Genomic DNA, 23694 nt, shown 5'->3' with positions numbered 1-23694 from the left:
AAGGAGGTGCCTATACGTTACTGGGCTTGCTTATACACAGGCGGCTTCCATTTATTCATCGGGATGGTTGCCCACCTAGGCGTATTTCTTTTAATTTTTGTGACGACAACCGTCATGTCATCTCCAATTGTGCCCTCACTCACACGAATGACCTCTTCTAAAAGTAAATCGGACAACTCTTGCGGGTCATCGGTCTCCATCTCAGCAATAATGCGCTTCATCCATCGCTCTTTGTTCTCAATAAACTTCGGTCCGTCAAACATCCCATCGCTCATCATAATTAATAGATCTTCATCTTGTAGCGTCTCAGTCACCACATCAAAGTTCGCTTCTGAGATGATTCCCATTGGTAGATTTGCAGATTCCACACTGAACACATGCCCGGCTCGTTTAATGAAACTCGGCATTGAACCAATCTTAATAAATGACGTGTCTGCCGTTTGTAGATCAATCATCGTTAAATCGAGTGTCGAAAACATCTCTTCGTCCGCGCGTAACGATAAGACGGAATTCATCGATTGGATGGCTACTTTCTCATCAATGCCTGATTGCAACAAATTTTCTAAAAGATTAAGTGTCGCTTTGCTTTCCTCGTACGCTTTCTTTCCATTACCCATACCATCACTAATCGCAACAGCAAACTTCCCGTACCCAAGCTGCATCGCAGCATGATTGTCCCCAGAAAGCCACGCCCCCCCTTGCGCAACCGTCGCGGAACCTCGGTCAATTGTATACGTTTTCGCCGATACAAAGCTCACTTTACTAAAGGCATCTACGCCCCTTTCCCGTTCTTCTTCATCGACAATAATGTGATCACTTAATATCCCCGATAACATCGGTGCGATGAGCTTCTCTGCTTCCTCAATGCCTAGATGCTCCCCGAGCTCAATTTCAATACGAACATCACGCGGGGTGAGGTTGTACACTTCAACTTGTCCAATATCGATGCCGGCGTCGTGTAACGCAGTATGAATTTGTTCCTCTTGTTGCTCATGCGCTTCTTTTTCTTTTTGAATCTCTTTTGCAAAGTCTCCCATCACTTGCGATACTCCTTGCAATTGGTCGGCAACGAGACGCCGGCTCTCTTCTAATTGCCGGGCGTATACTTTTCGAAGTTCATGAGGCCCCCACTGTTCTTTCATCGTTTTCGCAATACGATCAGGATAGATGCAATGCCGTTTTAATTTTTCATAAGACCAAGTGCTTACCCGTTCATCTTCTTCAATATCTGTCATAACTTGGCCCATCAGATCATAGGTTGTATCAAAACGTTCCACCCAACACGTTTCCTTTCGAAAGCACTTCTGACAAGTGGAAGACGTAATGTCGGCAAGGAATCGATCACCGTCAACGTTCTTATCCTGAAGGTGCGAGGATTCTCGATCGTTTGTAAAACTCGATGATAACGTTGAAAAAAGATCTGAAAACCGTTCTACTCTAGCCGCCGTTACATCTCGAATTTTCCTCATGTACCGTTGTTGTTCGTGGGAGTGTTCAACCGTACCGGGAACGTATTTAGCTAAGTACTGAATCGCACTTTTAGGCGTGAGTAAGAACAACGCAATTGCCGCAACTGATTCCATGACAGTAATGCCTGCATTGCCAAGCCCTTGCCCATACAGAGCAATGAGTGCCGTTCCAACAAACAACCCGAAGCTAACGCCGAGCTTGTTCCCATCTTTTAATAGACCACCTAATAGACCAGCAAACGCTAATAAGCTCATTTGATATAAATTCACGACTGTCGCTAGACTAAGGATTAGCCCGGTCACCACCCCGACAGTAGAGCCGATCGCCGCTCCCCCAGCAAGAGCAAATAACAACACTAAGTATCTGGCTAACACATGTTCAGCACCTAACCCGTAAATGACCCAGCCAATTGCTCCTGTCATTACCGACGCAATAAGAATGACGAAACAAACAATCTCTTCATTCTTTAATGCCCGTTGTTTTCTTCTTGGTGACAATAGAGGTAAGCTTTGCAAAAAAATCATTGTGAGCATGAGTGCTAATCCAGCTTCAATCGCACCCATAAATAGGTGATACTGACTTACTGTACCCATCGTAAAGTACGTAATCGCAAGCCTGCTAATAAACGAGGCGGCAAACACGGTCGCCGGAAGCGCCCAACGCGTATTGCTTTTATACTTACTAACTAGCTGATAAAAAACAAGAAACAAGAACAACCCGGCCAGTACATAAGGGACGTTGAACGTTAACCCCCAAATCGTTCCGATTAGCACCGCCGTCGCAGCAAGTAATGCTTTGTTTTTTCGAAGTACGAACACAGCTGCAAAGAACGGCAATGCGAATGGATATAAATCGGAGAGTATTGCCGCCCGGCCAAGCATCACACCGACGATGAATAACAAAAGCCCCCACTTGAGAAAAACAAGATTCGCTCCTTTCTCAAGCTTTTGTACCGAGCGTAACCATAATTGTTTTAACTTACCGAGCCACTCTGAGTAAGGAACAGCTCGTCCAAAATTCCCCTCTGTCGTTCCTTTTTGCAACATAGACGCCCACCACCGTTTTTTTATTCGTGGGTTGAGTATACCCGCATTGGCTCGCGGTGTTTGTCAAAATAGAGAAAGTTGGACAATAATCGTTCGACGAATTTTTATATGATTCTAAAAACGGGAGACGGACGGCAATGTGTGCCCATTAGCTTCATGATTATAGCGCAAATTCAACACATTCAGAGGGGGTTGTTTCGACAAATTGCAGTCGCATGGGGCTCGAACGAAGGAAAAAAAGACATAAAAAAACCATACATGTGTATGGGTACTGTTGAATATAAATGGTAGCGGCGGAGGGAATCGAACCCCCGACCTCACGGGTATGAACCGTACGCTCTAGCCAGCTGAGCTACACCGCCATCAAAAACAAGACAAGCTAAATTATAACGAGTAGGGACTAAGAAGTCAATGCTATTTCAACAAAAAAAGAAGTCCTTTCGAAAGAACTTCTGTATATACGTAGATGAACAAGTTCCGTCCTCAGTAATGAAACAGACACGTTACCTGCGGCCACCGCCTTTTCGATTGTCACTCTTCTTGCGAATGGTCGCAAGATTCTCTTCACTGTCTTTTAAGAAGCGGTTCATTTTATCTTCAAAAGATAACGTCTGCTCTCGCTTCTTAAACGGTTGATTTCTGCGGGGCTTTTCCTCTTGTTTCGGGCGATCCGTTGCTTTTCGGATGGACAGTCCAATCTTTCCGTCATTTTCAACTTTTAGTACCTTTACAGTAACTTCGTCGCCAACTTTTACGAACTCATTAATGTCCTTCACGTACTGGTCGGCAACCTCACTGATATGAACGAGACCTGTCTTTCCTCCAGGCAAATCAACAAATGCTCCGAATTTTGTAACACCGGTAACTTTCCCTTGATACTTATTGCCAGTTTCAATCGACATTGACGAAACGTTCCTCCTCATATTAATTGTAAATCATACGTAACACGTATGTATTCCAAGCTTACCCGATATCTATCCTATGATGCAAAATCAGTTGTGTGATTAAGAATCCTCTTCTTCGTCTTCATCTTCTTCATCTTCTTCGTACTCCGGAACTTTGAAAATCGTTTCCCCAGGCTTGGTTAAATAAAGATCTCGTCGTGCAACTTCTGCAATATAGTCAATATCATTGTAATTCTCGATCTCTTGCTCCAAACGTTGTTGTTCAAGTTGAAGCTCAGCATATTGTTCATCCAATAGCTGTTGTTCTTTTTCATTCGCATCAATCATCGATTGTTGAGAAACGAGACCGATACTCGCAAAAATAAGAACGACGGCTCCAACGATGCCAATCATCGTCAACCTGCGCCTAAGCCCAATACGCCTTCTCTCTTCCCGAGCAGCTAGCCGTTCTTGTTCTTGCTCATAATGCTTGTCCCGATGAATCGCGGTCACCTTTTTTCGATCTTTAGACATATTGCACCTCCTTTTCGAGCCCCCAAGACGAAGAGAAGACGGCTATCGCTCGTCTTCATCATCACCTTTTGGAGAGAACCATCGGTAGATTCGTTTACTAGATGTCTTCACCTTGTTCACGATCTTCGGTCCTTGAACAAGTTCATAGATCGGTCGGAGAAAAAAGAACAAGATTTTACTTAATTGAACCACAATCCAGTGGAGTACTGTCAAGATAAAATTCAATAGATGTACAATTCCTTGATACAACCATACCACAGGAAGCCATAAGAACAAATAAAAGACTTTCCTTATAAATCGATAAATACCATCAACAACAGTAATAATTCCCTCTAGCAGTTGTAGAAAAACAGGACGAAACGTTAACCAATAAACCCAGAACCCAAAGAGGATCGCTATGAAAATATAGATCCGTAGTTCACCATCATTCATATTGAACAATACGTAAAAGACGAGCACAGCCTGTACGATCCAAAACCTAGGTCCAAAATGGCCTGTGGCCATTTGGACCTTGCTCGTTGTGGGAGGAGTCGATGATACACATCCAATTGAATTGCAATGAAAGAGCCTGCCGCCAACATAGCCAAAAATGTTTGGAATTGAATGGCCAGTGTCACTTAAATAACTTCCCGAGCATCCCTTTTGGTTTGCCTGCACCGCCCGCATCCACATAAATGAGATCATCGACCTTCCCGACGATAGACACTAACCCTTCTTCTACGCTCAAGTTCTTCATATGAAGCTCTTGCCCTCGAACTGACAAGAAACCCATAACTGTCTCCAGCAAAAACTCTTCGCTGTCAAAACTCTGCACTTCTTTTACTCCGCTTATTTCGAGCGACTTTCTGCCTTTCATAACCACTTCATGATGTGCTGATTCCATCGGTTGATAACGTTGATTTGTCGTATATTCAGCCATAAAGAACCTCCTAGCATTCAATATTCAGCTCTCGTTACCAAAATGTATGCACGAACAGTACGGAAAAGAACAAGCTATGTAGGAATGGAGAATTTGTGGTGGCCCGAGCGAGTCGATTGAGTGCACGCACCTCTAAGTGCTATACACTTTGTCAACATAGATGTTGGTGAGATTAATAATTCATGTTCGCTCTCTGTTTAATGAAATTCACTCAATTCAGCACGTTCATAAACATATACTTGTGTTTCCCTTGTTATACATGAATATCGTAGGGGATCCCCACATACGCTGACTGAGCATTGGATCGGGGGCGCGGGACGAAAATCTTGCCATAGGTGGTTTTATGGTATGATCTTTCTTGTTTTACAAGGCATATTGTTGAATATTCTCCCATCGAAACGAGAAATTGTACCATAGAATGGCCAATGGTAAGATTTCAGCCTATTACGCTAGAAAACTTGAGGAAATCTTCCATAGCAGACGACTACCTAATTCAAATCCTACAACGATTGTGTTAACGAGTAACTGAAGTATTGTTTATTTCATTAATTAAGAACGGGACGCCATTTTTCAGTGATCTCTCAAATAGAAAGACGATATCCCGTCATAGAGAGTTCTATGACGGGATATCTGTGAAATAAACGTATTATTTTTCTAAAGCCCCCAGAATGATCGGAGGAACGCTTAGCTGATACGTGAGTGAATTTCATAACTTTATGAGGGATCTGCTTAGACCAGTGTTGTTTATTACCCCCCTGCAAAGTGGGATTACTTTGCAAGGGGGTGAATCATTAGTTATTGTTGTCATCGTGATACTGTTCATTTAACGTTGTGTACATATGAGCGGCTTGGTCTTTGTGTGCTGCAGATGCGGTGGATTCGACCCGCACCGTTAGCGTCTTCTTACCAAAGCGAATCGCAATTTCGTCGCCAGGAATGACTTCTGTTCCTGCTTTTGCTGCATTGCCGTTCACTTGAATTCTTCCTGCACCGGCGACTTCTTTTGCTACTGTTCTTCGCTTAATGATTCTTGATACCTTAAGAAATTTATCGATTCTCATGTTTGATCCTCCCTGGTTTTTGCCTCATTCCACAAGGCATCCATTTCTTCTAAATTGCTATCGTTTGGCGTTTTATTTTCTTCTTTTAAGCGATCTTCGATATACGAAAAGCGAGATTTAAATTTATGGTTTGTCATAAGCAAAGCTTCTTCAGGCTGGAGTTTGTAAAATCTTGCAAGGTTGACGATGATAAACAACACATCACCTAATTCTTTCTTTGACTCGGTGTCAGACCCTTGGGCTAGTGCTTCTTGCCATTCCTGTATCTCTTCTTGGAGCTTTTCCCACATCGGCTCTGCCTCACGCCAAGTAAAGCCTGCTTTGGCCGCTTTTTTTCTGCAGTTCATACGACATCATGATGGCAGGCATGGACGTTGGAATCCCATCTAACAGCTTTTGATCTGTTTCTTTTTCACGCTGTTTAATCTGCTCCCAGTTCGAAACGACTTGTTCTGAAGTGATGTTCTCACTGTGTGAATCCACATGAAACACGTGTGGATGTCTGCGAATCATCTTCTCGGTGAGGGTACGGATGACATCATCAACAGAGAAATAGCCTTCGTCTTCTCCGATTTGACTGTGTAACATCACTTGCAGCAAAACGTCGCCTAGCTCTTCGACTAAGTGGTCATCGTCTTCTTCATCAATCGCTTCCAACACTTCGTACGTCTCTTCAAGCAAATACTTTTTCAATGATGTGTGTGTCTGTTTTTGATCCCACGGACAACCGCCAGGTCCACGCAACGTCGCAATGACGTCTCTTAACGTTTGGAATGTGTGGTAACGCTCCTCTAGGTCGCTTATAGGAGGAACATAAACAACTGCAAGATTCGTCATCTCAAAGTCATGATCTAATGTATATAAAGGAATTTCTTTGACTGATTCATCATCATTTCCTGCACTCACGACGACTTTGACAATATAATCATCTGGAACTTGCTCCATCAGTTCGAGCTTTACGTTGGAAGCACTGATTGAATCATACACTTGTGTAACAATGAGGTGGTTTGTCACCTGCCAATCTCGCCCGCGAAATTGCGTACCATCAAGCAGTTGCATCCCCTCACTCGGATCGATGCGAAGGGCGTTAAATACTGGATCTAAAAAACTTTGTCCTCCTACAATCGTCAAGATGATCTCACCTTTTCTTTCAGCGTCAATCAGACGTTGGACCGTCTCTTCGGCAACAAGTGGGTGACCTGGCACAGCATAAAACACCGTCTTCTCAGGCGTATCTTTCGCTTTCTCTATTAATTGCTCGGCAATTGCTTCATACACTGGGCCAAATGTTTCATGTGATTCGTATATATGATCAAAGGATTCCATTTGGATGTGAAGGTCCTGAAGTTCACGTACGACAGGATGTGCTTTCGTACGCAAGTATAGAAGGTCTGTCTCTTGTAGTTGTCGGTAGGTGGAAAGTGTCATTTGATCGAGCGTTCCCGCCCCGAGTCCAAATACACAAATTGTTGGAAATTTCGCCAATGACATCTCCTCGTTTCTATTGCTTGTCTGTGTTATTATATCATAGGTAATGCCTCAATCATCTCAGATGCACCATACTATAATTGGAGGAATGAGTAATGACAAGTAAGAAACACTTATTTGCCGGAATTGCTGGTACGGCGGTTCTACTTGCTGGATGTACATCAGACCCTGGCGACGTTGACGAAAGCGCTGCAGGTAGTGACGACCAAGGTGAAGTTGCAAGTGGAGATAATTTTGTAATGGCAGTATCTTCTGATATTGACACACTGGACCCTCACTTTGCTACAGACGTACCTTCTTCTCAAGTCACAACGAATATTTATGAGACACTCGTTGAACATGACGAGAACATGGAAGTTGTTCCTGCACTTGCAGAATCATTCGAAATTATTGATGACCTTACTTGGGAATTTAATATTCGTGAAGGAGTTACATTCCATGACGGTGAACCGTTAGATGCAGAAGCGGTAGTCACTTCTTTTGATCGATTGTTTGATCCAGATGAGCTAAAACCACGCGCTAACATGTTTGAACTCGTTGAAGATGTGATTGCGGTTGATGACTATACTGTTCATTTTGAATTAAGTGAACCATTTGCATCCCTTGATGACCACCTTACACATAGTGCCGCTGCGATTATTAGCCCGCAAGCGATTGAAGACCATAACAATGGTGACCTATTACTCGGTACTGAAGCTTATGGTACTGGGCCATTCCAACTTGAGCATTGGGAGCAAGGAAACGCGATTGACTTAGGGAAAAATGATGATTACTGGGGCGATGAGCCACAAGTGAGCACTGTTTCTTTCAATGTTGTTCCTGAACAGAGCACGAGAATGGGAATGCTCGATCAAGGCGAAGTGCATTTCATTGACCAGATTGAACCTGCAAATGCTGCAAGTGTTGATAACATCAATGGTGCATCTCTCTTGTCTCAAGAACAACTCGGATTTCAATCGATTGCTTTTAACACTGAAGTAGAACCATTCGACGATCCTGACGTACGTCGTGCACTTGCGATGGCCATTGATCGTGAAGCGATTGTAGAAGGATTATACTCCGGTTACGGTCAAGTAGCCAAAGGACCTTTAAGCCCGATTACATTTGGTTATAGTGAAGATACTGAAGCGATTGAACATGATCTTGATGCTGCAGCAGACCTTCTTGCCGAAGCAGGTTATGAAGATGGATTCTCCGCAACACTATACACGAACGATGAAAACCACTCACGTATTCAATTAGCCGAAGTTGCTCAAGATTACTTTGGTCAAATCGGTGTCGATATTAGCATTGAAATGATGGAATGGGGTACGTATTTAGAGGCGATGAACTCTGGTAATACCGAGATCTTCATCTCTGGTTGGTCTACAGTAACGGCAGATGCAGACTATGCCATGCACCCGAACTTCCACTCAGATAACCTAGGTTCTGAAGGGAATAACTCTTTCTATGTGAATGAAGAAGTTGACGAGCTTCTTGACGAAGCACGTCGCGAAACCGATGATGAAGTTCGTGAAGACTTGTACGCACAAGCTGAACAAATTATCATTAACGACGCGCCACAAATCTTCACTGTTCATAACGATTATATTACTGGAATTTCTGACTCTGTTGATGGGTTTGTATTACAAAATAACGGCATCTATGACTTCAGTAACGTTTCTATTTCTGGAGATGCTGGCGGATACTAAACCGAGATTTAATTTCTATTGAGGCGAATGAGATAGGTTAAGAAATCGACCGAACTCCACATGGAGTTCGGTCTTTTTTACGTTGTAAAGATGAACAAACGAAGATTTGCCGTACGCATGACCGAAGAGATAATAAGCGAGCAATGCTAGTGGGAAACCCCGACATCCACATATGTGCAGTCGTTTTACGGTTGCAGTTGCACTCTACCGCGGTTGAGGCGGTGTTTGCTCACATAAGCCTCCAGTTGTGTAAAATTTGAGGGATTTCAGGAGATTGATGATCTATATAAGTTGAACTAAAGAAATTCATTGAATCGGATGACCGAGATGGACCCTTGCGGGTGAGTGCTTGCGTATTGCGTGTTGAAATTCATCTCGTTGCACTTCGACAACATCGTTGCCGATCGTTGTTCGTCACTGCAAAGGTTGGGGGCAACACGAAAAACGTTTTCCGAAGGGTAAAAAGTCGTGACCGAGGCTCACCACCTGGCACAAGCATGTAATGGTCGGTCACGTATGTGACAATCCAGCCCTCAAATCGGGCACTTTCGGCACGCAACTGTCACAAATCGCAATATTTGTGACAGCTGACACCATTTATGTGCACATTCACGTTTAAATCATGATTTTCTTTCTCAAGTGTCACAAATATGAATATATGGGGCATTTGGACTTCTTTCCACACACCGTAGCCAGGAGGCAAAAACGTGAACCGATATCGCCTTATGCTCTGGACTGTAAAGAAAACACGGCGGACGTATTTTGGCTGCCGATGTTGCCCTTATACTTTGGAGTGCAAGCATCCGCCTGCAGTGGAAAGCAACTCCCAACAGAGCAACTCAGGAAAATCTTAAGTTCATTCTATATAGACCGTTTTTTCACGATTTTCTACACAATTCGTGGCGACACTCATTTGGGGAATTCCTAGGAGGTTGGCGATCTAGACCGCTTTAAAACACCGCAATTCACCAAATAAAGGGCATTATATGAACCTTTGCTTCTACACCAAGCTTCAACCTTGCTTATCTACATAAACCTCTAGAGCTGGCCACCATCGGCACCAGAGGTGCCGATGGAGAAATGAACGGTCTGCGCTGTCGTCATGTTGGTCTTCGCGAACGAAAAATGGTCGAATACCTTTCGATGAGTGTATGGAAAGAAGGGTTAATGCAGTTACAACCTCTACTTTTTTTTTCTTCTTAAATTGTCTTCGTATTTCGTGCTAAACTGTATTCAATACATATGACGAGGTGAATCCAATGTGATTCGATGCGATGAATAAACTGAGCTACGCCTTTATAGAGAGGGGTGTTCCGATGTAAACAAGCCTTCCTTTTACTCATTGGCTAAACAATGAAGACGAAAAGGAGGCTTACGTTCCATGCGTAACCGCACGTTCGCCCTACTTGTTAGTGGCAGAGGTTCAATCAAGCGGGATGGTCCTTTACATCGTTAGCTTGATGCATGTCATCTATGCTGAAACCGCGTCACCGTTCATCATGAGTCTTATACCTGTCACGATTACTGGGGTACGGTTTCTATCAAGCCTCATCGTCCCTTTGCTCTTTCAACGTGTCACGTTAACTCGTCTACTATTTATTGCGCAAGGAACGAAAGTCGTTCTCATGTTGGCATTGCTATGGGCGGTGCCTTTCGCTCCAGTACCCGTTTGGTTTATTGTTATCGGCTTGCTCGCAAGCTTTGATGCGTGGGCAGATCCGTGTAGCTACACGCTCATTCCTCGGATCATTGATCCTTCCAAGCGTGTTGCAGCAAACAGTAAAGCTGCCGTTGTAAATGAAACGACGGAAATGGGGTGCTGGGCACTTGGTGGCGTCCTACTGGCGGTGACTCATTCACAATTCGTTCTTTGGATCGTGCTCACCGTCTATACGATCGCTGCGGTTTGTTTCTTTATTCTAATGAGACGTCTGCCCGACGTTTTCGCGAACGAGGAAGGATCGACGGAGTCGTTTTCCTCCACATTGAAGAAAGGGTGGGTAACGATTTTACAAACCCGGTGGCTTCGCCACACGACCGGCATATCCTTTTTCTCGTCGATCATTAGTGTCATTTGGATTGCCGCGATACTCTACGTGTTTACCGAAGAGGTTTTAGCGGTGTCTGAAGCTTGGTGGGGGCTGCTAAATGCAAGCTTATTTATCGGACTAATGGTCGCAGGCATCTTGTTGCAACGATACGATCAGTTTGTTCAGCTCTACTTGGCTCGTGTCGTATTTGTAGGATTTTTAGGCTCTGCGATACTCACGTTGTTGTTTAGTGTAAATACCGTTCCCGTTGTTGCCCTCATCCTCATGATTGGGCTTGGGTGGTTTTTACAGCTGGAGAATGTCGGCACCCAGACGATTTACCAAGCGAAGGTTGAGGAAGGCTACTCGCCAACGTTTACGCAGCGGAACATGCTCTTTCCATGCTGGCGTTCGGCGTCGGGTCACTACTTGTCGGCATTATTGCCGAACTTGTAGACATTCGCCTTCTATACCTCGCCGGGGCGTTCATATTGTTCGCGGTCGCGCTCTGGTGGCGACACACCTTTTCCCGGGAAATAATTTGATGCTTCATAAAAAAGACGACAGTGGGATGCTTACACCCCGCTGTCGTCTTTATTAATCACACGTCGTAAATGTTGTAGATCTTGGGCGAGGTGCTTTTGCATCTCATAAGCAGCACCTGCCGCGTCGGACCCCTCGATTTTCTCATAAATTGCGCGATGTTCCTGTTGAATTCGACGAGCTCTGCCAGCCCCTTCGAAATTCAAAACCCGAAAATAATACGTCAACACTTTAATAGAATGCAGTTGTTTGACCAAGTATGGATTTTGGCTTCCTGCGGCAATCATTTCATGAAACTGCTGATTCATATCAATAATCTTCGGGTCCGTGTCGTTTTTATGAATCCGATCATCAATGTCATCCAGCAAGTTGCCAATTTCCAACCGCTCAGCTGTTGTCGCCTGTTCAATGAGCAACTGCACAGCGAGGGATTCCAACGCTGACCGAATTTGATAAATATGTTTCACATCTGCGCTTTTAAACGTATAGACGATAAACCCCGCAGATTCATCATCAATAACGAGGCCGTCTTTTTCCAATAAGCGCATCGCCTCGCGAATGGGCGAACGACTCACACCAAGGTCTTTCGAAAGTTTACTCTCATTCACTCGCTCTCCTGGCGGTAGCTCTTGTTGATAGATCATCCGTTTCATCTCATGATACAGCTGGATGTAGTAAGGCAATGACTTTTTTATAGGCTCATGGGGCTTACCTCCTTATGCGCTTGAATTATTTGGGAATTCGCCGATATAAGTACTAGTACACGATTAACCTCGGGGGTATATGTATGAATCGAGAGACACTCATTTCACGCAATCGAATGCTTTCTAATCTGCTTATTATTCTATATCTATTAGGTCTCGCAAACAATTTTATTAGCGGTGTCCCCGTCCAAGGCATTGTCGCTTATGCTGCCTCTGGAGCAATACTCGTACTCATTATTACCGTCAGTGCGTACAAAAAGTGGATACCTAGAACAGTTCCATATCTTGTCGTCGTGTTCATTTCCATCTTCAGCCTTATTTTAACAGCAACGTCACCGAAGCTGTCGAATTTGCTCATCATCTTTATTAGTTTGGCGGTCGTCTCATTATACAATCGTTATTCATTAATCGGAATATCTGGAGTATTGAATCTTGGTTTAACCAACTTCTTTTTTATTTCATTTAATGACTCCATGTTTCAAGGGCTTGGGTTCGACATTTTATTCTCGTTAAACTTATACATCATTTTAACAACCATTATCTTAATGTTCCAAGCTCACATTGCTTCAACGATGCAACAGGAAACGGCTAAAGAAGCCGCTCACGCCAAAGAAAGCAACGCCCAGATGCAAAAGCTTCTCCAATCAATTCAACGCACACAAGCGGCGATTTCTACGTTTGGCCAGCGGGTGAGATCAAATGTTCAATCTACGCGAGAAATCACTTCAGAAATTGAGACCGCTTTCAATGAGGTGTCTGCTGGTATAGAGCAACAATCACTTAGCGTAAACACGATGAATGACATGATGACAAAACAAGACGAACAAGTGCAACATCTAGGTGGTGCAGCTGCACGTTCAAATACAGCGTCTCAAGCGAGTTTGGAGGAAACGAAAGCACAGCGAGTGCGGATCGGGAAATTAAAAACAGAAATTCAACAGTTACAAGGGCGAATGGATACAACAACCGTATCGATGGAACGACTCACCAATATGTCTGGAAACATTGGCGGCATTTTAGAAACCGTCGATCAAATCGCTGAACAAACCGACCTTTTATCTCTTAATGCTGCTATAGAAGCCGCTCGTGCCAAACAACACGGCAAAAGCTTTGGGGTCGTTGCAGACGAAATCAAAAAGCTCGCCAATCATTCAAAACAATCGACCGAAGAGATTCGCAACATGTTAACGGAAATTGAGGAGCAAACAAAGAGGGTTCAAGAAGAAGTGCGGGAAAGTACAAAAGCGATGCAAGTAAGTCTTGCAATAACGGAGGAAAACGAGGAGAGCATATCGGTGCTCCTCAATCATGCCCACACCTTCTCAGACTATGCAAGTGAACTAAACTCAATTGTGAAGCACTTAACAACATCTTCTCTTACGATTACCGACGAATTATCAGAAGTTGCTGCTTCTAGCGACGAGTCTCTCACTGCAATGGAGGAAGTTGTTGCCAGCGTGGAAGAACAAAGAGGCCATGTAGAAACCATCGAGTCTCAGTTCGAAGAACTGGATGATCAAAACCAGGCGCTAGAGAGCTTAATTCATGATCGTATGTTTAAGAATTCTCACAGTGGGTAAACATTCTACTAAGAACGATAAAAGCAGACCACGATGACAATGGCCTGCTTCCTTGGGTTATGATATTTGGGGTGAATCGATATGTTACTTACAATGATAAAGGAACAGCCGGAATCTGTAAAGGGATACCAGCTGAAAAATTAATAAGTTCGGTATCATTGTTCCATTTGTCGCGCGAGAAAGCCTGCAGCTGTTTCAATTAACATGCGTGCAACACTTTCCTCGGGCGGCTTTTCTTTTGCAATCATAACGACAGCACCGATAGGATCCCCACTTGCAATGATTGGCGCAACAACATACCCTTGCATATTATCGCGATGATCACTCACTAAATTATAGTCCCCAGGCTCAAATGCTGCATTCGTCGAGCGATTGTTAATCGATTCTTCCACAATATCCCCAATGCTCTTGTTCGCATAATCTTTTTTTGATCCGCCAGATACAGCAATATAAGAGTCTCGATCAGCAACGAGAATAGGATGCCCCAAGCTATCATACAACGCTTCTGCATACTCCTTTGCAAAATCACCTAGCTCTGAGATGGGTGAGTATTTCTTTAGAATGACTTCACCGTCTCGATCAACAAATATTTCTAAAGGATCACCTTCACGAATGCGCAACGTGCGCCGAATTTCTTTTGGGATTACAACCCTACCAAGGTCGTCAATGCGACGAACAATACCAGTAGCTTTCATGGAAATGCCTCTCTTTCAATATGGTTTCTCTACTACAGCGATGATTTGGCTCTCATGACTGTTTTTAGTATTCGTAACCAAAAAAGAACTATTCACCCATAAAGAAATAAATTTCCCTTTTTCTTTAGAAAGCCTGCCATAATAGGAAAAATCGACGGAAATAAATTCCGCCGACTCTCGTTACGAAACGTTTTGTGGCGTGTTCCGCTTTTTAATATCTGGAATTCGCGCCATGAGCTTCTCAAGTAATGTAATGTAGACGAGCGAACTCATCTTCCGTTTCTGAATGTTGATCTTTATGCTTTTCCCTTCGGTTCCTACCCCAACGTCTCTACCATCTCATTGACAACTCGGAACAGTTCAGCACCGTCTATCTCATTTGAGGCTTCTTCAGAGAAAAGGATCGTACACTTCCCATTCGTCTCTGTCACAGAAACAACACCTTCTTGCAAGCAATACAACTTCACCGTTGCAACAGAAAATAAAGAGCGAACCTCATCTGGATACTCCCCGAAGCGGTCAATCATTTCATCTTGAAGGTCTGTTAATTCATCGAATGTATACACACTCCGGAAACGTTTATACATTTCAATTTTTTGTTTTGCATCTTTAATATATGTTTCTGGAAGGTATGCTTCTACTTTAATATCTAGCTGCATATCATCTGCTTTTGGCTTTCCTTCTTCTTTCGTGCCTTTGTACTTGCGTTCATCAATAGCCTCTTTTAACATCTGGGAATACATATCGAACCCGACCGAGTCAATATAGCCGTGCTGTTCTGCACCTAGCAGATTCCCAGCCCCACGAATGGACAAATCTCGCATCGCAATCTTAAAACCTGAACCAAGTTCTGTAAATTCTTTGATCGCTTGTAAACGCTTCTCCGCAACTTCAGTGAGCACTTTATCGCGCTTGTACGTAAAGTATGCATACGCCACTCGATTGGACCGTCCGACTCGTCCTCGAATTTGATACAGTTGTGACAATCCCATTTGGTCAGCATTAGCAATAATTAACGTATTTACATTTGGAATGTCGACACCCGTCTCAATAATCGTCGTCGTAATGAGCACGTCTTTATGCCCTTCCAAGAAATCAATCATGACCGACTCGAGTTCTCGTTCATTCATTTGCCCATGCGCATAAGACACGTCCGCATCCGGCACGAGCATCGAAATCTCTTCAGCCATTCGTTCAATATTGTCGACACGATTGTAGAGGAAGTACACTTGTCCTCCCCGACTAATTTCTCTCTCGATCGCCTCTTTTACAAGCGATGCATTGTATTCCAACACATACGTCTGTACCGGGAAACGATTTTCAGGTGGCGTCTCAATGAGCGACAAGTCTCGCACCCCGAGCATTGACATGTGCAGCGTACGCGGAATAGGTGTCGCCGTTAACGTAAGCACATCAATGTTTGCCCTCATCTGTTTAATCTTCTCTTTATGAGTCACCCCAAACCGCTGTTCCTCATCGACGATGAGAAGACCCAAATCTTTAAACTGAACGTCTTTTGACAGAATGCGGTGTGTTCCTATGACCAAATCTAGACCGCCTGCATTTAGCGAGCGGATCGCTTCATTTTGTTGTTTTCTCGTTCGAAAGCGGTTCAACAAGCCAATATTAATGGGATGGTCAGCAAAGCGCTCCGTAAACGTGTCAAAATGCTGCTGGGCAAGGATTGTCGTCGGAACCAATAATGCCACTTGCTTGCCACTCATAATTGCTTTAAACGCTGCACGTATTGCCACTTCAGTTTTGCCGTAACCTACATCTCCACATAGCAATCGGTCCATCGGTCGTTCGAGTTCCATATCTTCTTTAATCTCACCGATGGCTTTCAATTGGTCTTCTGTCTCTTCGTACGGGAACGCATTTTCAAACTCACGCTGCTCCGCACTATCCTCTTGGAACGCATACCCTTTAGAGCTTTCTCGTTCCGCATATAGTTTGATTAGGTCATCGGCAATGTCTTCAACCGACGATTGAACTTTACGTTTTACTTTCTTCCAATCTTGACCACCAAGTTTATATATTTTCGGATTTTTGTCTTCGGAACCTACATATTTTTGAACTTGATCAATTTGCTCAACAGGTACATAAAGTTTATCGTTACCTGCATAGGAAATGTGCACGTAGTCTTGGTTCATATTGTTTACAGCGAGAGTTTCAATCCCTAAGTACTTCCCGATCCCGTGGCTTACATGTACAACGAGGTCGCCGATGTTTAGTTCTGAATAACTTTTGATTCTCTCAGCGTTTGAAAGTTTCTGTCTACGTGGCGATTTGGTCACTTTTTTCGTGAATGTTTCACGTTCGGTAATGAGCGCAAACTTATCGAAAGGCAATTCAAAGCCGTTGTGTAAGTCCCCTTCAATAATATACGCCTGAGCAGGCTGGAGTGACGTATCCCTAGAAACCGCGGAGGCGTGAATGTCATAATCACTCAGCACACTTTGCAAACGTTTTGCCCGGTCCTCATCGGATGCAATAAATACGACGGTAAACTCCGCTTTCATCCAACGGTCCATCTCACTTTGCAACACCGGCATTTGTCCGTGAAACTGCTGCATGGCTTTACAGTTTATATTCACGACGTTTTGAGGTTGCACACCTGGGATATTGCGCATAAATATTGAGAAGTACACGACTTGTTGATGCATCGCTTGAAGCAGCCCTTGGAAGTCAGTAGACAGGTGCAAGTTGTGAGGAGCTTCCCCTTGCTCTAACATCGTGAGCTTCCAGCCAGATTCCTCTCCATCTAAACGTTCAGCCGTCTCTTGCACACGGCTAATCTCGTCAACGAAAATCGTTGCATCTTCAGGCAAATAGTCAATGAGCGTACTGCTCGTTTCATAGAAATATGACACATACTTATACAACCCTTGGAAACGAATTCGCTCCTTAAGCTGGTCAATTTCGTACGTTAGGTTTTGCTCTAATTTGTCGCGCGTTTCTTCATCCTTCACCTTTTTCATCGTTTGCTGCATCTCGCTGTGCAACTTATGAGCCCCTCGGTCCCACTCTTCATCAAACATAATCGTCTCTTCCGCAGGTCCAATACGCACCGTCGTAATCTCTTCAAGAGAGCGTTGATCCTCGGCATTGAAAAACCTCATCGAGTCGATTTCTGTATCAAATAAATCAATGCGTAGCGGGTACTCTTCGGTTAATGAATAGATATCTATAATTCCGCCGCGCACACTAAATTCACCCGGTGTTTGAACGAGATCAACTCGGGTGTAGCCCATCGCCTGTAAGTGAGCCAAAAAGGATTCAACCTCAATATCTTCGCCTACAGTGAGTGTGTACTGACTTTTTTGCCATAAATCTTTAGGTGGCAGAAGTCTTCTCAGTCCAGCGATAGGGACGATGACAATTCCTTTAAAATCAGCAAAAAACGCATTCATGACTTCAATGCGTTGCGCTCTCATCTCTGGGCTTGCAATCGCAATTTCCGAAGAGATTAACTCATTTACTGGGTATAAGTATACGTTGTCCCCACCGACGAGATCACTTAAGTCTTCTTGCCATTTTTGCGCTTGCAACAAGTTGTACGTAATTAATATTTGTGGTTTGCTGCCCTGATCATAAAGACCGGATAACAATAACGTTTTCGCTGAACCGCTCAGGCCTGTTAATAGCTGTTCGCGCATCCCTTCATCCAAACCGTCTGCGACGCTTTGGATGTGTTGGTTTACGCGCAGCTTTTCTTCAATCGCTTTCATGAAGCCGGTCCTCCTCTTGAACTTTCAAACAATTCAACATACAATCTACATTCGCATACGCTTTCGACCTAATGGTACCAGTTCGTTTGCGCGTGCAGATCCGGGTTATTTGCCGTCATTTGATGACAATGCTCACAGAGTAACTCTACATGTACGTGACCGTCTTGGTCAGCCGAAATCATTTCCGCTTGTTCTTCTTCCGTTAGCGCATCAAACCCTAAGTTATAATGCGTTGCTTTTTCTGACGACACTTTACCCATTTCTTTTAAACACTGTCGGCATCGATAATATACAACCATCATCGCTGTCTCCTTATCTTCTGTTTTATCGTTAGTTTCAACGATTAAGGAGACAGATATACATCAATTATGGCTGTTCATCACCCGATCAAAATCATTCTCCGACCATGTTTTGCTTGCCTGAACGACGATTTGCTTCGCCTCTTCAATGCTCGCTTTTTCCTCTTTGCTAAATTTGGACAGCACGTAATTGACCACCTGGACGCCTTCAGGAGGTCGACTGATGCCCATTCGAGCTCGATTGAATTCTTTCGTACCTAGATGGTCAATAATTGAGCGGATGCCGTTATGGCCCCCATGTCCACCTGATTTGCGGAATTTAACCGTGCCTCCCGGTAAATCTAAGTCATCATAAACGACGAGCAAGTCTTCTGGCTAAGTTTATAGAAATCCATGACAGCTTTAATCGATTCGCCAGACCGATTCATGAATGTGAGCGGTTTTAATAGTGCGACCTTCTCTCCGTTCACATTGATCTCATTATATTCACCCCGAAAAGCTGTATGCTTTTTTAGTTTTATATTCCACGCCGCTGCTAAATCGTTTACTGCCATAAACCCAACATTATGTCTCGTTTTCGTATATTTCAGTCCGGGATTTCCTAGACCGGCGATTAGTTTCACTGCACTCTTCCTTCCTCGTTTTTTGTGATGCGAAAAAGGCATAACCAAGAGGCTATGCCTTGTGCTCCGCATATAATTCTATTGTTCGTCAGAACCTTCACTAGCATCTTCATCGTTGTCAACAAGTTCTGGCTCTTCTTGAGTCTCTTCGCCTTCAGCCGGCTCTTCTTCAATCGTTGGCGCAAGTACAGCTACAACTGTTTCTTCGTCATCGTTATTGAATTCGAAGTTCTTACCAGACTTGAGGTCTGCAACTGCAATTGAGTCACCGATTCCAAGACCGGAGATATCGACTTCAATTTGCTCTGGAATCTCTGTTGGCAATGCGCGTACAGAAATTGTAAACATCATGTGTGATAAAACGCCGCCTTCAGCTTCGCCTGGTGCGTCACCAACAAGGTTAACGGCTACGTCAGCATCAAGCTCTGACTTCATGTCCACTTCGAAGAAGTCGATATGCGTCGTGTCACCTTTTAAGATGTCGTTTTGTACGTCGTGAACCATGACTTGGTGCTTCTTGCCGTCTCCGTCAACGAACAAGTCGATAATACCGTTACGACCCGCTTCACGGAGCGTTTTCATAAATTCAATGCTTGGTACAGAAACCGCTGTGCTTTCTGTTTTCTTTCCGTAAAGAACAGCTGGTACATAGCCGTCTTTTCTTAGCTTACGCGTTACAGAACGACGCAAGTCTTCTCTAGAATGTGCTTGTAATTTAACCATTGTTCTATTGTCACCTCGTCATTTATTTTCCTAGTACTGTTTATATTTTCCCTTAAACATGTGTACTAAAACTGTATCCCTCTAAGCTTATATGCTAGCACGATTCACGAACTGTTGCAAATGAATGACTGTTTAGTCAAACAATGTACTTACTGACGTTTGTTCATGAACACGTACAATCGCATCTGCCATTAATGATCCGACGGATAACTGCTTGATTTTAGGGATTTGCTTTTCTTCTGGGAGAACGATTGTATTCGTTACAACGACTTCTTTAATCTTTGAATCTTCTAGACGAGAAATTGCTGGACCTGAGAATACCGGGTGTGTCGCGCAAGCATAGACTTCTTTTGCTCCTTGTTTGATCAATGCATCACCAGCAATTTGCAGTGTACCTGCAGTATCTATAATGTCATCGATAATAATCGCCGTTTTGCCGTCAATGTTTCCGACAATGTTCATCACTTCTGCTTCATTTGGTCGCGGGCGCCGCTTATCAATGATGGCGATTGGGGCATCCATCATGTCGGCCATACGACGTGCACGTACAACCCCGCCATGATCTGGTGACACGATGACAAGGTCATCTAAATTCTTGTCTTTAAAATAAGAAGAGAGGATCCGGGAGCCGAGGAGCTGGTCAACCGGGATGTCAAAAAATCCTTGGATTTGAGATGCATGCAAATCAAAGGTTAACAACCTCGTTACACCGGCTGTCTCAAGAAGGTTCGCCATGAGCTTTGCCGTAATCGGCTCTCTTGATCTCGCTTTGCGGTCTTGTCTAGCATAGCCGTAATACGGCATGACGACATTGATCGTTTTCGCTGATGCTCGTTTACATGCATCAATCATAATGAGAAGCTCCATCATATGTTCGTTCGCAGGGTTCGATGTCGATTGAACAAGGTACACATCATCCCCACGTATACTCTCTTCAATGTTCATTTGTACTTCGCCATCACTAAAGCGCTTGACTGAACTTTTTCCCATGCGTACTCCGATATGCTCTGCGATCTCTTCTGCCAATGCAGGATTGGAATTTAACGTAAAAATCTTTAACGATGAATCATCATACGTCGTCATGAGAATTTGTCCTCCACAATTGTTATTTTTTGTCCATGTACGATTCTTTATTGGTTTGACGGTTTCTTGCAACAGCGAGAGCACTCGCTGGCACATCTTCTGTGATCGTAGATCCTGCAGCAACAAATGCGCCTTTGCCAACTGTAACCGGTGCGACTAAATTTGCGTTGCATCCGATAAACGCACCGTCTTCGACGGTAGTGAGGTGTTTGTTCTTCCCATCATAATTGACGGTAATCGCGCCGCAGCCAACATTCACATCTTGCCCGATATGGCTATCCCCAATATAGCTTAAGTGATTGGCCTTCGAACGTTCACCGACCGTTGATTTCTTTACTTCAACAAAGTTCCAAGCTTCACTTCATCATGAACAACCGTTTCTGGGCGAATGTGGGCAAACGGTCCAATGTTCACATCGTTCCCGATTTGACTATTCGTTACTACCGATTGTTTAATGTTCGTACTCATTCCGATTTGACTGTCTGTAATTTCTGTGTGTGGACCGATCGTGCACCCTTCTCCAATTGCCGTGTTTCCACGTATTACAGTGCCTGGTTCCAAAAGAATGTCCGCGCTTAACTGAACATCAGCAGCAATGTACGTTTGATCAGGATCAATCATCGTCACGCCTTGTTTCATCCACGCTTCATTGATGCGCTTTTGCATAACTTTCTCTGCTTGCGACAACGCAAGACGGTCGTTTACACCCATCGCTTCTGCACCGTCATAAGTTTCCCAAGCTGCGACCCGCTCACCACGATTACGAAGGATTTCTAACACATCAGGCAAGTAATACTCTGACTGTGCGTTGTTATTTTTCACTTCTTCGAGTGCGGAAAAAAGCGCTTCATTGTCAAAACAATACGTAGCTGTATTAATTTCTGAAATGCCCCGTTCTTTCAAAGAGGCATCTTTATGTTCTACAATCCTTTGTACATCACCAGTTTCTGAGTCACGAATAATTCGACCGAGGCCGGTTGCATCATCAACTCGAGCAGTTAACACAGTTACCTTTGCACCGCTATGCTCATGATGGTCGCTTAGCGCTTGCATCGTTGCTGCAGAAATCATCGGCGTGTCCGCACTGATGACAAGCGTTGTTCCTTTCTTTCCCGCAAGAAGGGGAGCCGCTTGCTTAACCGCATGACCTGTTCCTAGTTGCTCTTTTTGCCATACAAATTCACTTGAATTTCCGACCGCTTGTTTCACATCTTCCCCATTGTGGCCAATCACAACGGTTGTCTGGTCAAAACCTGCCAATTGTACTTGATCAATGACATGGTTAATCATTGATTTTCCACACACCGTGTGCAAAACCTTTGGCAAATTCGATTTCATTCGAGTGCCTTGACCCGCAGCGAGAATAACTGCATATCGATTACTCATTCAACGACCTCCACATTTAAATCTTTAACATGTAACGCGCTCGTATCTCGTATGAATATATCCTATAATCGCATGATTTTCAACAGATGGGAACAGTCTCCATACACGAAAAAAGACCCTGTACAACGGCGTGTACAGAGTCTTCATTGATTAAGAAGCACCCGCTTCTTCATATTCTACATTTTCCAAATCACCTTGACGCTCGTATTCATCCAGTACCGCAGTTTGGATTTTCTCGCGTGTCCGAGAAGAAATCGGGTGGCGATGTCTCTAAACTCTCCATCAGGGTCCGCTTACTTGGCATTGCAACGAACAATCCGTTGTTCCCATCAATGACACGAATGTCGTGTACAACAAATTCCTGGTCGAAAGTAATCGATGCAATGGCCTCATGCGTCCAGCTGTACTTACCCTGCGAAGTCTTACGTCTGTTACTTCCATCCTTTCACCACCTTCTCCTACTTCACAAAATTCTAGTTGTGAGCGTTTTTATTTTGACTCTGGGCAATACCTTTCAACATCGGGAACTTGAATTCCTGCTAACTTTCAAAAAATATTCACGATTTGTTCCCAGAAACTTCCGAAAAGAGACAAACTATAGACGATACCGAGCTACATTGTAGGTTTTGATTTCTACAACAAATGGATGGTTGCGCCCTGGGGCATAAGAACGATATTGGCTTACTTAACCCATGGCGGGGAGGGACATCGTTGTCGATAAAGGTTTTACGCGGTTCCCAACATCGTTTCGGCATTATTTTTTTATTCATCCGCTATCGATCAACAAAAAGGTAGAGATCATTCATGATCTCTACCTCGCTTTATTAGGAAACAAGGGCAATAACTTCAATCTCAATGAGCACATCTTTAGGTAACCGAGCGACCTCTACACAAGACCTAGCCGGTTGGTGGTCACTGAAATATTGTCCATACACGTCGTTAATTTGTGGGAATTGGTTCATGTCTTTAATAAACACTGTCGTCTTTACAACTTGGTCAAGTGAAGAACCGGCTTCTTTTAAGACCGCTTGCACGTTACTCATCACTTGGTGCGTTTGTTCTTCAATGCCACCTTCAACAATGTCCATCTCTTTAGTGAGAGGAATTTGGCCTGAACTGTAAAAAAGGTTGTTTACGATCATCCCTTGAGAATACGGTCCAATCGCTTCAGGTGCGTCTTTTGTAAAAACTCTTTTCATCTTCG

General features: G+C 43.9%; 15 protein-coding genes, 1 tRNA gene and 5 pseudogenes. 3 read left to right on the top strand and 18 right to left on the bottom strand.

Going from position 1 to position 23694, the window contains the following annotated elements; genetic code table 11:
* Positions 1-17 precede the first annotated feature (17 nt).
* The 8 genes and pseudogenes from spoIIE to mazG all read right to left on the bottom strand — a co-directional run bounded on the left by spoIIE (position 18) and on the right by mazG (position 7405).
* Positions 18-2516, bottom strand: a complete 2499-nt coding sequence (gene spoIIE / locus JCM19037_RS14640; protein WP_042402407.1) for a stage II sporulation protein E — start codon at positions 2514-2516, stop codon at positions 18-20.
* A 285-nt stretch (positions 2517-2801) separates the two neighbouring features.
* A tRNA-Met gene (locus JCM19037_RS14635) sits at positions 2802-2878 on the bottom strand.
* Positions 2879-3019: 141 nt separating this feature from the next.
* The gene (locus JCM19037_RS14630) at positions 3020-3418 is read right to left on the bottom strand and encodes a S1 domain-containing RNA-binding protein (protein ID WP_042402405.1); all 399 of its coding nucleotides are present in this window, start codon (positions 3416-3418) and stop codon (positions 3020-3022) included.
* Between the two features lie 102 nt (positions 3419-3520).
* Entirely contained in the window at positions 3521-3934 is a 414-nt protein-coding gene (locus JCM19037_RS14625) for a septum formation initiator family protein (protein WP_042402401.1), read from the bottom strand.
* Between the two features lie 42 nt (positions 3935-3976).
* Positions 3977-4515, bottom strand: a pseudogene (gene yabQ, locus JCM19037_RS23095) (spore cortex biosynthesis protein YabQ).
* 32 nt (positions 4516-4547) lie between these two features.
* Positions 4548-4853 (bottom strand): sporulation protein YabP, encoded by a 306-nt coding sequence (gene yabP, locus JCM19037_RS14615; protein ID WP_042402399.1) that lies wholly within the window; start codon positions 4851-4853, stop codon positions 4548-4550.
* 791 nt (positions 4854-5644) lie between these two features.
* Positions 5645-5914: an RNA-binding S4 domain-containing protein gene (locus tag JCM19037_RS14610; protein WP_042402396.1), complete on the bottom strand. Its 270-nt coding sequence runs from the start codon at positions 5912-5914 to the stop codon at positions 5645-5647.
* Positions 5911-7405 (bottom strand): annotated as a pseudogene (gene mazG, locus JCM19037_RS14605) (nucleoside triphosphate pyrophosphohydrolase). The gene JCM19037_RS14610 and the pseudogene mazG overlap by 4 nt, the downstream one beginning before the upstream one ends.
* A 92-nt stretch (positions 7406-7497) precedes the next feature.
* Here mazG and JCM19037_RS14600 point away from each other — a divergent pair.
* Together JCM19037_RS14600 and JCM19037_RS14595 are read left to right on the top strand one after the other, a co-directional pair.
* A complete protein-coding gene (locus tag JCM19037_RS14600; RefSeq protein WP_042402393.1) occupies positions 7498-9093 on the top strand; it encodes a glutathione ABC transporter substrate-binding protein in 1596 nt (531 codons plus the stop codon).
* A gap of 1412 nt (positions 9094-10505) precedes the next feature.
* On the top strand, positions 10506-11579 hold the full coding sequence (locus JCM19037_RS14595; RefSeq protein ID WP_373900996.1) for an MFS transporter: 1074 nt from the start codon (positions 10506-10508) through the stop codon (positions 11577-11579).
* Positions 11580-11698: 119 nt separating this feature from the next.
* Here the strand turns inward: JCM19037_RS14595 and JCM19037_RS14590 are convergent, their stop codons facing one another.
* Complete coding sequence (locus tag JCM19037_RS14590; RefSeq protein WP_052363919.1) at positions 11699-12349, bottom strand: GntR family transcriptional regulator; 651 nt, start codon at positions 12347-12349, stop codon at positions 11699-11701.
* A gap of 104 nt (positions 12350-12453) precedes the next feature.
* Between JCM19037_RS14590 and JCM19037_RS14585 the strand changes: the two genes are divergently transcribed.
* Complete coding sequence (locus JCM19037_RS14585; RefSeq protein ID WP_042402387.1) at positions 12454-13950, top strand: methyl-accepting chemotaxis protein; 1497 nt, start codon at positions 12454-12456, stop codon at positions 13948-13950.
* A 155-nt stretch (positions 13951-14105) separates the two neighbouring features.
* Here JCM19037_RS14585 and spoVT read toward each other — a convergent pair whose 3' ends face one another.
* From spoVT to JCM19037_RS14545, 9 genes and pseudogenes are all read right to left on the bottom strand, one after another.
* Positions 14106-14645, bottom strand: a complete 540-nt coding sequence (gene spoVT, locus JCM19037_RS14580) for a stage V sporulation protein T (RefSeq protein WP_042402384.1) — start codon at positions 14643-14645, stop codon at positions 14106-14108.
* Positions 14646-14962: 317 nt separating this feature from the next.
* Complete coding sequence (mfd, locus tag JCM19037_RS14575) at positions 14963-18376, bottom strand: transcription-repair coupling factor (protein WP_307189819.1); 3414 nt, start codon at positions 18374-18376, stop codon at positions 14963-14965.
* A gap of 68 nt (positions 18377-18444) precedes the next feature.
* Complete coding sequence (locus tag JCM19037_RS14570; RefSeq protein ID WP_081829330.1) at positions 18445-18678, bottom strand: anti-sigma-F factor Fin; 234 nt, start codon at positions 18676-18678, stop codon at positions 18445-18447.
* 60 nt (positions 18679-18738) lie between these two features.
* A pseudogene (gene pth, locus JCM19037_RS14565) lies at positions 18739-19298 on the bottom strand (aminoacyl-tRNA hydrolase).
* 78 nt (positions 19299-19376) lie between these two features.
* Positions 19377-20021 (bottom strand): 50S ribosomal protein L25/general stress protein Ctc, encoded by a 645-nt coding sequence (locus tag JCM19037_RS14560; RefSeq protein ID WP_042402379.1) that lies wholly within the window; start codon positions 20019-20021, stop codon positions 19377-19379.
* Positions 20022-20153: 132 nt separating this feature from the next.
* Positions 20154-21104, bottom strand: coding sequence for a ribose-phosphate diphosphokinase (locus tag JCM19037_RS14555; RefSeq protein ID WP_042402377.1), 951 nt, complete (start codon positions 21102-21104; stop codon positions 20154-20156).
* 22 nt (positions 21105-21126) lie between these two features.
* A pseudogene (gene glmU / locus JCM19037_RS14550) lies at positions 21127-22490 on the bottom strand (bifunctional UDP-N-acetylglucosamine diphosphorylase/glucosamine-1-phosphate N-acetyltransferase GlmU).
* A gap of 150 nt (positions 22491-22640) precedes the next feature.
* Positions 22641-22931: pseudogene (spoVG, locus tag JCM19037_RS24450) on the bottom strand (septation regulator SpoVG).
* 383 nt (positions 22932-23314) lie between these two features.
* Positions 23315-23689 carry a RidA family protein gene (locus JCM19037_RS14545; RefSeq protein WP_042402375.1) on the bottom strand — a complete coding sequence of 125 codons (375 nt, stop codon included), beginning with the start codon at positions 23687-23689 and terminating at the stop codon, positions 23315-23317.
* Positions 23690-23694 lie beyond the last annotated feature (5 nt).

Source organism: Geomicrobium sp. JCM 19037, from assembly GCF_000698105.1.
Lineage (GTDB): Bacteria > Bacillota > Bacilli > Bacillales > Marinococcaceae > Geomicrobium_A.
The sequence above is the reverse complement of the archived record's forward strand: the minus strand, read 5'-3'. Positions and strand labels throughout refer to the sequence as shown.